Annotated in this window: 14 protein-coding genes and 1 pseudogene; 4 read left to right on the top strand and 11 right to left on the bottom strand. The window is 37.0% G+C overall.

All coding sequences use genetic code 11. The annotated features are described in order from the left end of the window. The coding region (locus tag ACTBZY_RS23100; protein ID WP_463048765.1) for a CinA family nicotinamide mononucleotide deamidase-related protein at positions 1–982 on the bottom strand (982 nt) is incomplete at its 3' end. Positions 983–1,114: 132 nt separating this feature from the next. On the opposite strand from ACTBZY_RS23100, the gene ACTBZY_RS23105 reads away from it, so the two are divergent. The 3 genes and pseudogenes from ACTBZY_RS23105 to ACTBZY_RS23115 form a co-directional block, all read left to right on the top strand. Next, positions 1,115–1,840 carry a DUF4197 domain-containing protein gene (locus tag ACTBZY_RS23105; protein WP_463048766.1) on the top strand — a complete coding sequence of 242 codons (726 nt, stop codon included), beginning with the start codon at positions 1,115–1,117 and terminating at the stop codon, positions 1,838–1,840. Between the two features lie 125 nt (positions 1,841–1,965). Further along, complete coding sequence (gene gldC, locus ACTBZY_RS23110; protein WP_463048767.1) at positions 1,966–2,325, top strand: gliding motility protein GldC; 360 nt, start codon at positions 1,966–1,968, stop codon at positions 2,323–2,325. 67 nt (positions 2,326–2,392) lie between these two features. Continuing rightward, positions 2,393–3,142 (top strand): annotated as a pseudogene (locus tag ACTBZY_RS23115) (SDR family NAD(P)-dependent oxidoreductase); the annotation flags it as partial. 53 nt (positions 3,143–3,195) lie between these two features. Here the strand turns inward: ACTBZY_RS23115 and ACTBZY_RS23120 are convergent. Beyond that, positions 3,196–4,242: a 6-bladed beta-propeller gene (locus ACTBZY_RS23120; RefSeq protein ID WP_463048768.1), complete on the bottom strand. Its 1,047-nt coding sequence runs from the start codon at positions 4,240–4,242 to the stop codon at positions 3,196–3,198. 148 nt (positions 4,243–4,390) lie between these two features. On the opposite strand from ACTBZY_RS23120, the gene ACTBZY_RS23125 reads away from it, so the two are divergent. Further along, positions 4,391–5,290: a sugar phosphate isomerase/epimerase family protein gene (locus tag ACTBZY_RS23125; RefSeq protein WP_463048769.1), complete on the top strand. Its 900-nt coding sequence runs from the start codon at positions 4,391–4,393 to the stop codon at positions 5,288–5,290. Positions 5,291–5,542: 252 nt separating this feature from the next. Here the strand turns inward: ACTBZY_RS23125 and ACTBZY_RS23130 are convergent, their stop codons facing one another. From ACTBZY_RS23130 to ACTBZY_RS23170, 9 genes are all read right to left on the bottom strand, one after another. Then, the gene (locus ACTBZY_RS23130) at positions 5,543–5,710 is read right to left on the bottom strand and encodes a hypothetical protein (protein WP_463048770.1); all 168 of its coding nucleotides are present in this window, start codon (positions 5,708–5,710) and stop codon (positions 5,543–5,545) included. Between the two features lie 88 nt (positions 5,711–5,798). Further along, a complete protein-coding gene (locus tag ACTBZY_RS23135; RefSeq protein WP_463048771.1) occupies positions 5,799–6,665 on the bottom strand; it encodes a sulfate/molybdate ABC transporter ATP-binding protein in 867 nt (288 codons plus the stop codon). Positions 6,666–6,793: 128 nt separating this feature from the next. Continuing rightward, complete coding sequence (locus ACTBZY_RS23140) at positions 6,794–7,240, bottom strand: hypothetical protein (RefSeq protein WP_463048772.1); 447 nt, start codon at positions 7,238–7,240, stop codon at positions 6,794–6,796. A 282-nt stretch (positions 7,241–7,522) separates the two neighbouring features. Then, positions 7,523–8,197 (bottom strand): molybdate ABC transporter permease subunit, encoded by a 675-nt coding sequence (gene modB / locus ACTBZY_RS23145; protein WP_463048773.1) that lies wholly within the window; start codon positions 8,195–8,197, stop codon positions 7,523–7,525. Continuing rightward, a complete protein-coding gene (locus tag ACTBZY_RS23150; RefSeq protein WP_463048774.1) occupies positions 8,194–8,595 on the bottom strand; it encodes a TOBE domain-containing protein in 402 nt (133 codons plus the stop codon). Before ACTBZY_RS23150 ends, modB begins: the two co-directional genes overlap by 4 nt. Further along, positions 8,588–9,328 (bottom strand): molybdate ABC transporter substrate-binding protein, encoded by a 741-nt coding sequence (gene modA, locus ACTBZY_RS23155; RefSeq protein WP_463048775.1) that lies wholly within the window; start codon positions 9,326–9,328, stop codon positions 8,588–8,590. Before modA ends, ACTBZY_RS23150 begins: the two co-directional genes overlap by 8 nt. Further along, positions 9,325–10,071 carry a DUF2490 domain-containing protein gene (locus ACTBZY_RS23160; protein ID WP_463048776.1) on the bottom strand — a complete coding sequence of 249 codons (747 nt, stop codon included), beginning with the start codon at positions 10,069–10,071 and terminating at the stop codon, positions 9,325–9,327. The genes modA and ACTBZY_RS23160 overlap by 4 nt, the downstream gene beginning before the upstream one ends. Position 10,072: 1 nt before the next feature. Beyond that, complete coding sequence (locus ACTBZY_RS23165) at positions 10,073–10,408, bottom strand: winged helix-turn-helix domain-containing protein (RefSeq protein ID WP_463048777.1); 336 nt, start codon at positions 10,406–10,408, stop codon at positions 10,073–10,075. 75 nt (positions 10,409–10,483) lie between these two features. Continuing rightward, a complete protein-coding gene (locus ACTBZY_RS23170; RefSeq protein ID WP_463048778.1) occupies positions 10,484–11,530 on the bottom strand; it encodes a zinc-binding metallopeptidase family protein in 1,047 nt (348 codons plus the stop codon). Between the last annotated feature and the right edge of the window lie 123 nt (positions 11,531–11,653).

Here is an 11,653-nt window from a genome sequence, read left to right on the forward strand (position 1 = left end):
GCTTGGTTAGCGTTTCCTCAAGTACTCCTAATAAATCCATTTTGGCCTGATTGGAATATGAGATTACAGAACCCAAATAGTATGCCGAGCTACCAGCATTAGCAGTAATGCTATGAGCCAGATAACCACCTGTGCAACTTTCGGCGGTGGCTAATGTAGCGTTTTCTGCTAAAAGCATTTTGGCTAATACCAATTCTAATTCTTCATTATCCTTACTGAAGAGGTTTTTGCCTAATGTTGGATATACTTTTTCGGCTTCCGCATCTATTTCCGCAAGTAGTTTCTCTTTATTATCTCCCGTTCCGGTCAATCTCAAACGCACCTGACCCATGCTTGGCAAATAGGCAAGTTTTATATGTGGTGGTAATGCATCTTCCCAACTTTCTATTTTGGCCGCTAAGAAAGATTCGCCAATGCCCACGGTTCTGATTATTTTATGAAGAATAAAGGGTGTTTTAAAATGCTTTCTTAATCTAGGTAGCACTTCATGCTCCATGATATATTTCATTTCAAAGGGCACGCCAGGCATGGAGATAATGATCTTACCGCTTTCATCAAACCACATGCCTGGGGCGGTACCCACAGCGTTGTTTAAATAAGTGGCTTTGGTAGGGATTTCTGCTTGCAGTCTGTTTAAGTCTGTCAATTCAAAACCTCTGCTTTCAAAAATCTCTCTAACATTTTCTAAAGCAATTGGGTTGATTTCTAATGTGTCGTTAAAAAACTCCGCTAAGGTTTTCTTGGTAATATCGTCTTTGGTAGGACCTAGTCCACCTGTGAAAATAAGGATGTCCGCTCTTTCTTGGGCTTCCTTAAGAATCCCCAAGATTTCTTCTTTTTGGTCTCCTATGCTAGTTTTACGAACAGTTTTGATACCTATTTTATCCAATTCAGCACTTATCCACTGACTATTAGTATCTGTAATTTGACCGTATAAAATCTCATCTCCAATGGTAATTACTTCAGCATTGATATGCTTCATAGATTTATTAATATTAATTGGGCTTGGTCAAAAGAATACCCTAACTATTTTTGCGTTACTAAATTGGGTCAAATTTCCCGAAAATCGGTCAATTTTCCAATTAACACTTCTTATTAAACCAATATTTCAAAAATGAAAAAAGTATTTATAGCACTTCTTCTCTCTACATTTTTTCTCAATTCATGTGCACAAGGCATTAACCTAGGCAAAGTGGCCGAAGCCGTTTTAGGTAGCAGTGGAGGAGGTGCATTAAGTAGTGGCGACATTGCAGCTGGTTTGAAAGAAGCTTTGGTAAAAGGAGCCTCTATTGGAGCAGATGCCGTGTCAAAAGAAAATGGATACTTGGGTAATGCCAAAATAAAAATTCCTTTTCCAGAAGATGTGCAAAGAGTAGAAACTGCTTTACGTAAGATAGGACTTGGAAACGAGGTAGACAAGTTTGTCATGACCCTTAATCAGGGAGCAGAAGAGGCTGCCAAAGAGGCGAAACCGATATTTGTGAGTGCTATTAAGCAAATGACCATTACAGATGCCATGAGTATTCTTAAAGGCGAGCAAGATGCAGCTACGCAATATTTGACAAGAACGACCTCGCCAGAATTAATTAAATTATTTTCTCCAGTGGTAGAGAAAGCTTTGTCAAAAACGGGAGCAACAAAAAACTATACAGACCTAGCGACTACTTATAATCAAATTCCTTTCACGAAGAAAGTGGATCCAGATTTAGTGGGTTATGCTACGCAAAAAGCCATTGATGGTTTGTTTATCATGATAGCAGAAGAGGAAGCTAAAATAAGAAAAGACCCTTTGGCGAGAACATCTGATTTATTGAAAAGAGTTTTTGGCAGTAATCTTTAGACTCTGATTTATTAGACTTTGCCCAAACTATTTTTTGAATGGATATGTTTTGACGGAAAAAGTGGAGAATCTAGTCATCCACTAAATTCAAAAAATTACCTTTGCAAAAAAAATAATCTGCTGAGATGACGAAATCAGAAATTAATATTACCGTAGAATTAGACGCAAATAGGATTCCAGAAAAAATCTTTTGGGATGCAACAGAAAATCCAAATGAAGGAATAAACGAAACCAAAGCCATTTGTGTGGGGGTTTGGGATCAATACCATAAAGGTCTTTTAGGTATAAATCTTTGGACCAAAGACATGCCTGTGGATGAGATGAATCATTTTACGGTAGACTTAATAGGTAATTTGGCTCAAATGATAAAAGACAGTACTAACGACCCAAAGGTTATTGAACTTCTTAACACGGCAGGAAAAGGAATTACCAAACATTTGGAAGAGCAGGCTAAACTAGAACAAAGCCAGCAGCAGCAGCAATAATCTTCTTTTAAAATCCAAGGTTCTGTAAGAATCTTGGATTTTTTGTTTCTAATTATATAAAAACGACTTTAACATGAAAACAGCTCTTATCACAGGTGCCTCATCTGGCATCGGAAAAGCTACAGCGGTGGCTTTAGCTAAACTAAATATTGAATTGGTTCTTTGTGGAAGAAGAAAAGAAAAGCTACAAGAATTACAAGCCGCTTTGAATGTTAAAAGTACCCTTTTAACATTTGATGTAAGTGATAAGGATGCTGTATTTGATGCTATAACATCCTTACCAGAAGCATTTAAGAATATTGACATTTTGGTGAACAATGCCGGCAATGCTCATGGACATGGCTCTATCGCCGAAGGTGCATTGGCAGACTGGGACGCCATGATGGATAGTAATGTAAAAGGTTTATTATATGTGACCAAAGCCGTTTTACCTGGTATGATAGCACGTGGAGGTGGACATGTGGTGAACCTGAGTTCGGTGGCTGGAAAGCAAACTTACGCCAATGGAACTGTTTACTGTGCCAGCAAAAAAGCAGTAGAAGCCATCTCGGAAGGTATACGTTTAGACCACACACAGCATGGTATTAAAGTAACGAACATTGCCCCAGGAGCAGTAGAAACAGAATTTTCTGAAGTTCGTTTTAAAGGAGATAAGGAAAAAGCAAAGGGTGTTTACGTGGGTTTTGAACCCTTAGTGGCAGAGGATATTGCGGACGCCATCGCTTATGCTATCTCTGTACCAGACCACGTCACCATAGCAGATATGACCATTTACGCTAAAGCTCAAGCGGCACCTACGACGGTTTATAGAAAATAAAAATAACGCGAAGGACTTTATTCTCCACGCTATTTATTCGAGTTAAATCAAGATTAAACCCGTTCCAATTTTATAGGATAAGTTTTCTTGGATGCCCACTGTGGTACATAAATGTTTTCATCAGAATCTACATATACGTCATGCGGATGCATGAAGACATTGGCAGGGTCTTCCTTTTTTTGCGGAGCTAAAACGCCATTACTATAAATAGGTTGGCTTCCTCCTGGAGTACTGACTACTTTGTTGTTTTTATCTATTATCTGCACGTATCCCGAATATTCATTGGACTCTAGTCCTGAACGGAAAACGGCACCGTATAGATTTTCACCTCTTTGTACTGGTCTACAAATAAAACTTCCTGGCATTTCTATTCTTTCTATAAACTTGCCATCCATGGTGTATCTCTTCCAGCAGTTTTCTTGTCTAGAAGTAATCAAAAGACTTCTTTCTCTGCCTTTTCTTTCGTCTATCAGCACGCCATGATTACACTTGTATTGATAATTTCCTGCTCCTTTTCCTCCCCAGTGTCTAAGATATTTACCGTTTTGGTTGTAGACTATTACGAAGTTTAGTCCGTAACCGTCTACTACATATATTTCTCCAGTTTTGCTATCTACTGCAGTTTCTGTAGGGACAAACTGCGTTGGATATTCGTATTCGCCAGTTTCTTTAGGGTATTCAATCTTGAAAATTTCATTACCCTTTAAATCTGTCTTTATAACCTGATGACGGCTATTGTCGCATATCATTAAAAATTGATCTTTACCTTCTCCAGCTATTGTTAAGCCGTGAGCACCAGGGAATGTGTGTCCCCATGAGTCTAGGAGTTTACCATTTTTGCTGTAAATGAGAACGTTGTTTTTGGTCTCATTGGTGAGTAGAATTAATCTGCCAGAGCTGTCTTCTACCATTTCATGGCAGTCGTTAACGGGATTTTTTTCTGCGTCTAACATTCCCCAGCCCATTTTCACTTTGTACTTAAAGTCTCCATGCCCTATGAGGACTTCGTCTTCTCTTCCAAAAGCGATGCTAGGGGCTGCAAGTGATAGAAATGATACACCAGTAAGTTTAAGGGCGTTTCTTCTGCTTAGATATGTCATTATTTGAATGGTTGAATAAGTTTTAAAATTAACATTTTTAGCTCAAATTGCTTTCGATTACAGGTCAATTTTACACTGATATGAACTTTTTAAATCCTGAATTAATGCTTGTTTCTAACTAATCTTATTACATTCAACGCTAATCATAATGAAAAGAAGAACATTTTTAGCAGGGGTGCCTGCCTTGGCCGTTTCTCATAATTTGTCATGGAATAATGAAGCCGCATCTTTTTCATGCGGTTCATATAATTGGCATACTTTTTTTAAAAGAGAGGGGAAAGTTTGGGGTGATGATTTAGCTTTTGACATAGCTGAATTTTCAAAGTCGGGTTTCAAGAGTATAGAGTACAGCTTCACAAATCCTGATATGGTTAAGAAGTTAGTGCCTATATTAAAACAACATCAAATTAAAATGCCTTCTATATATGCCAATAGTATTTTACATGTAGCGGATCAAACAGAGCATTCCATTAATGCTATTTTAGAGCTAGCAAAAGCTGCTAGAAGATATGGTACTAAAATAATAGTGACCAATCCCAATCCTATAGACTGGAATAAAGAGGCGTTTAAGTCTGATGAGCAGTTAAAACGTCAACTGGAAGCTTTGAACAGTTTGGGGGCGTCTTTAAGAAAATTGGGTATAAAGCTGGCGTATCATACACATAGTACTGAAATGCTGGCTGGTGCGAAAGAGATTCATCATATGTTGCAGAACACTTCCTCTGAAAATGTGGGTTTCTGCTTGGACCTTCATTGGATTTTTAGAGGTTCTCATAATTCTGAATTGGCAGTTTTCGATATATTGAAAATGTATAAAGATAGCATAATAGAGCTTCACGTTCGGCAATCGGAAAATGGCGTATGGACTGAGACTTTTAGCCCTGAGGGCGATATCGATTATGCTAGGGTGGCTGCTTTTCTAAAAGCTAATAAGATGAATCCTCATATTGTTTTGGAGCAGTGTGTTGAGAAAGAAAGTTCGGAGGAAATGAATGGGATTAATGCACATCAAAAAGGTTTGGCAGCGTTAAAAAGCTGTTTCAAATAAAGCTTAAGTAATGAATTTTGATATGCTAAGAGTCATAGGAATCGGTCAGTAAAATCTCTTATAACCAATGGTTATTATCATGCTTTGCTTTTCGCGTTCAGCCCCCTTATTTATTGCAATTTGAAACGCTCATTATAATATTTCAAGTATGAAAATTGACTTTAGTAGAAGCCATTTTTTTGGGTGATATATAAAGAAAAACCTCGGCCGAGGCCGAGGCTTTTTGCTTTCAAAAAGGGGATTTAACTTAAACTAGCTTTTGCTCTTTGACAATAGAAAACCGAAAAGAGCGATAATAACCCCTACTGCTAAAATTGAAAACTGAGCTATTTTATTTCCTTGATATAATAGAAGACCTAAAACAGCACAAACAAAGCCAATGAAAGCAAAAATGTTTCCGATGGTAAGTTTTGATTCCATATTTCATTATAGTTTAGTGGTATTAAACTACGAATAATATTGGATATATAAAACAAAATATTGAAATAATTATAATAACTGCCTGGTTTTATGAGACCTTCTGAATGATAGGGTTAAAGGCTTTGGAAGCTACAAAGACCTTATCTCCTTTCTTTAAATTTTCTATTTCGTTTTGGTCTGCCACTATTTTGACGAGGTCATTTCCTATCAAAATGGATACAATATAGATGACGTCTTCCTTTTGAATCTCAATAATCTCGCCGCTAAAGCTGAATTTAGCACTTGTTTTATTCAGTCCAAAAAACTCTTTGACATTTCCTTTTTTGGATATTTTACCATCTTCTATTTCAAATATCTGGTCGGAGAGTTTAACTATTTCGCCAATATCATGACTGACCAAGATAGTGGTCAACTTATACTTTTTATGCAGCTTTAAGATGTAGGCTTGAAGTTTCTGCCTCATTTGGTTGTCGAGGGCAGAAAGCGGTTCGTCTAGTAGTAGAATTTCAGGTTGCTGGACTAAAGCTCTGGCCAGAGCAACTCTTTGTTTTTGTCCGCCAGATAGGGTGTCCGGTTTTCTGTTTTGTAAGTTCTCTAATTCGGTAAGCTCTATGAGTTCATTAATTATACTATTATCTTGCTTTTTTGAAAGTGCAAATTCTAGGTTTTGCCTAACAGTCATGTTTGGAAACAAAGCAAAATCTTGGAAAACATAGCCAATACTGCGTTTCTGGGTACTTAGGTTTACTTTCTTTTCCGAATCAAACCAGATGGAATTATTGACAATAATTTGTCCTGAGTCTGGATTCAGTAAACCACTGATTATTTTCAAAGTAGTAGTTTTACCAGCTCCAGACATACCAAAAAGTGTAACAAAATCGCCTTTGTTAATACTTAAAGCTATATCAAGTTTCAGGTCTGAGGGGAAGCTTTTCTTTATGTCAATTTTAATCATGGCTTGTATTTAACATTTCCAATTAGTGCCAATGGTTGGTTTTAAAGCCAAACAGAAGCCAGTGGCTTCTGTTTGAAAAGAACTAATATAGCTATGCTGACTGGATTAATGAGATACAGTGTTAAGTATTATTCTATTTTTTCAATATTGTCAATAAGTAGTCGTCCGCCACTAGATTCAATGTTTTCTGAGTTTGGACCACTTCCTAGAATTACTCCATGGCCTGAAATACGATACTTTTCATTCAGTTCGAAGGTAAAGTTTTGTAGACCACATTGGCCCACGGAAGCTGCAAATGTCTCATGAATAGAATCTCCCTCGTAAAACTTTAAAAATAAACCAAAGCTATCAGGGCCAATGCTATTAATCCAAGGAGATACGGTAAACTCAGAATTTTCAAATTCCACAATACGTTCAATATCTTGAAGACGGAAGTTCTGATAGAAGTTACAGTCAGTCTTGACTCTAGTAAGAATTTGTTCTTCAAAAGTGATTTCCTTATCGACTTCGTCTTTACAGCTGTTAAGAAGTAATGTATTAAAAAGGATAAGATAAATTAGTGCTCTTTTTTTCATAATTATTGGATTTTAAGAATTCTATGAGTGTCAGTTTGATTAGCTTCCTTTGGGTCTTTTTTTTCGAACTTCTTTGGATTCAAAGTTATTCAAAGTTAAAATGATTGATGTTTTTTTTCAAAAGAAGTTTATATTATTCTTTTGTTAATAATCATAGGTTTAGGTAGTTGAGTGAACTTTGTGGTAGTATGTGTAACAATGATATTAGTCTTTTTTTTTGAAATGATGTCAATACTTTTTTTTAGTATTTAGGTTTTAGCTTTTTAAAGAAATCATAAAAAATCATGCTTTCCATCGTTTTAAATAACCTCCATTAAGCAAATACACCGTTAGTAATATGGAAAATGTAATGGCGAAAAGTATCAGAGAATACTGGTTGGCCGCTCCATAATTTAGGGCTTCTACTTCATCATAAATGGCTATGGATGCCACTTTGGTTTTACCAGGAATATTTCCGCCAATCATTAAAACCACACCAAACTCTCCCACGGTGTGGGCAAAACTTAATACTACGCCTGTCAAAATAGCGGGTTTGATATTAGGCAAGAGTACTTTTGTTAGTGTCTCAAATCGACTCTTTCCTAAAGTATAAGAAGCTTCTCTTAATGACGCTGGAAGTGCAGAAAGTCCAGCCTGAATGGGCTGCACCATAAATGGCAAACTATAGATGATGGAGGCTATGACCAAGCCAGCAAAAGAGAAAATGAATTTGATACCAAACCATTCGTTTAGCCAGTTGCCAAAAGCATTAGAAGGGCTAAAAGCTACCAAAAGATAAAAGCCAAGTACAGTAGGAGGGAGTACCAATGGCATACTTATCAAGGTCTCAAAAACTGGTTTCCATTTTGACTTTGTAAATGTGAGCCAGTAGGCCAAAGGAATAGCAATCATAAAGAGGATTAAACTGGTCAATCCTGCAAGTTTGAGTGTCAATATGATGGGTTGCCAGTCTATCATGGAGCTAAAATTATCTCATTAAGTTTTATCATGGCAGTTACATTTAAACCCTGTGTGAGTTTTAAGTTTTCTGCAGCTTGCGTACTAATGATGGAGACCAGGCAACCATTAGCAGTATCAATCACTATACGGCTCAATAAGGCTCCTTTTTCTATTTCTGCTACTATGCCAGCTATTCTGTTTTGAAGGCTTATGGCTAGATTTTGGTCTAAAGAGATAATGACTTCGGTCTCTTTAAAAAGTGTTTTGACGGAAGCTCCTTTAATTAAATAAGGAGCAGTTTCTTGGGTGTCTATAATGACCGACTTTAAAGTCAGTTTTTCATCAATAGCTACACTGACAATGGATATGTTTCCGCTGCTTTCTATTTGGGCAATATGTCCTGAAAAGCTATTCATAGCCGAAATGTGTTAAAATTTGCCTAGCCTCTTCTGTAAAAAGGAAGTCGTAAAACTGTAGGGCGTCTTTATTATGGTTTTTTAATAGCACAATGCCCTGCTCTATGGGTTTGTAAAATTGGGTGTCAATTTCTATCCAAGTTCCTTTATTGACAAGTTTAGGAGCTTTAATGGTAGATAAAGATGTAAACCCAATTTCGGCAGACTGTGAGTGAATGAAAGAGTTAGTTTGAGCTATGCTTTCGCCAAATACCAGCTTATTTTTTAATGTCTCATTAAGTTTATAAAAATTGAGTACCTCCATGGCGGCAGTACCATAAGGTGCTGTATCAGGATTAGCCAAGGCAATGTGATTGACTACTTGACTGCTTAAAACGTTAATACTTGGTTTAATGTTAACATTAAGCGTCCATAAGACTAATTTCCCTTGTGCGTATATTTTGGGTTTGTTGGCGGTATGACCTTTGTCGAAAAGTGCTTTTGGGTATTTCATATTTGCCGCTACAAAAACATCATACGGAGCCCCAGCTATAATTTGAGCAGTTAGTTTACCCGAAGAGCCAATCACCGTTTGAGATGGAATGCCCGTTTTTAACTCAAAGTTTTTGACCAGAGAATCCATCGCGAACTGCATATTTGCCGCCGTGGCAATGGTGAGTTTTGAATCCTTAGCAGTATTACAAGAAGAGCATAATAAAAGGCAGTTTAACAATAGGACAATTAGTTTTCTCATGCCTTTTTATTTTTTGAACTAAGGTCTAATTTATGTCTTAAACTCAGCCATATCACATCTGTATATTTATAATGTTTGGCTTCTGCGGTACTGGCAAATTGGCTTTGCCAGGTCAGGCTTATGCTCAGGTCATCATTTACTTTCACCACTGGACCTAAGATCATTCTGTTTTGGTCAAAGACCGAACTGGCTCCAGCGTTCAAGAATATTTCATCACCTATGGAAAAACCTACATTTTTATCTGGGTGTTTTGACGAATAGCTAAAAAGCGGAATGATGCCAGAAAGGGAATATCGAAATCGAAAGTTAAAGCTATCTGGACTCAGAAATTCTGAAGAGGAAATGGCATGAAAAAAGCGTTCTTCCACTCTTATTCTATGTTGGATAGGTATCTTGTGGAAATGCTGCATTAAAGTGAATTCCTGATGAGGACGATACTCCCTTTTACTTAATTCGTTATTTTTATAAAAACCCGAATAGGCCATTCCCGCACTGATGTACATATTCTTAGCGACTTGTCTTCTTAAACCTGCTCGCATTATAAATTGCGAATTTTCTGAGAAACCATCTTTCCATCTAAAACCACCATCTGCTAAAATGGAATATTTCTTATTCAGGGAGGTTTGGTTATAGTATTGAACCCATTGCTGGTTTCCTTTCGTTATCACTCTTTCTTGAGCATGCACGTTGTGGTTTATGAAACATGCCGAAATAATGAATATAAAAATAAAGTATCTTGTCATTTTAGAGCTTTAGTTTGCTGCCTGTGGTTTGAAGAAAAAGGTTTAACTCACTTTCAAATTTCCTGTAAGTATAAATAGCTCGTTTTCCTTCTGCTGTGACGTAAGTGCCACCGCCATCTTTTCCTCCCGCTTTTTTAACGACCAAGGGTTTTGTAGAGATTTCGTTCATGGCCTTGATAAGACCCCAAGCTTTCCTGTAAGCCATTTTCATTTCCGCAGCAGCTTTATTGATAGAACCCAGTGTGTCTATTTTTTCTAGTAATTCCACTCTGCCAGAACCTAGAAACTTGGTGTTCCCTGATTCTAACCAGAATCTACTTTTTACCGTTAAATCCATTTGGTTTCGTTATTCCTTCACAAACATAACGATTGTCTCAGATTATTAAGTGGCAGTTTAAAACAAATTTAAAATTTAGAACATTCTATTAGACAGGCATAGTTCATGAATGTAGGCGAGCTTCTTCTTAACAGTTTTAGAAATTACGAACGGATAAAAATCTGTATGTCCCATACTTCTTGTTAAGCTGTTGGTAGCAAAGGTTAAAGGTAGCCACATGTCGAAAATATCGTCAAAAGATTTGATGAGATAAGGGTCCATGTCAATCTTGATTTGCTGCTGATCTCCAAATAGTTTCATTCCAAATGAATAGGCGGTTTCAAGGGTGTCCATCATGTGGAGGTAGTTTGCCCAGCATTCTGCCCAGTCTTCCCATGGATGAGATGAGGCGTACTGACTAATAAAGCTCGACTGCCAGTTTGCAGGTGCTCCATTTTTATAATAGGTGGAAATGGCCTTTCCATAATCTTCATTTTCGTTACCGAAATGCCATCTGAAATCACTTATTTTAGGAGAATTCTTTATTAAAACATCCCAGTAGTAATGACCTACTTCATGCCTGAAATGGCCTAACAGGGTTCTATATTTCTCTCCTAAATCTAGTTTATTTCTTACTCTTAATTTTTCGTCTGCTTCTTCTATATTAATGGTTATCACACCATTTTTATGTCCAGTCATGATGCGTTTTTCTGGACTTAAGGTTTCCACAAATTTGAATGCAATCCCTTGCATTTCTTTACCTTTTTTAGCCTTCAAAGGTAAATTCATTCTAAGTAAAGAGTAAATCAACCTGTGCTTTGCTATTTCAATTAATTTCCATCGGTCCAAATTCTCACCATTGGCAAGCTGCGGTATGGTATGGTTTAATTCACAGGCTCTACAGAAGTTTTGTGGAGCATTTGATGCCAAGAGCCAGTTGCAGGTATAGTGGTCTACATTTTTACAGAATTTAAAACGCTCATTCCTGTTTTTAACGTTGACAAGGTTGTTGTCGTCATCTTTGTAAAACGTAATGAAACGAAGCTGGTAAGGGTCAAAACCTACTTTGTAACCACATTTTAAACAGTGACTATTTTCAAAATAGAGTTTATTTTGGCAATGCTGACAGCTATAAATTTTCATAAGTTAAATGCTGATATTCAGACTAAATATAGTTAAACCCGCTTTATGCATTAGAAAATCTCCCGATAGCTATCGGAACCGCAGCTAAATTGCTTCCCATCAGCATGCTCTGGGTAACACAAA

The organism is Arcticibacterium sp. (genome assembly GCF_055134445.1).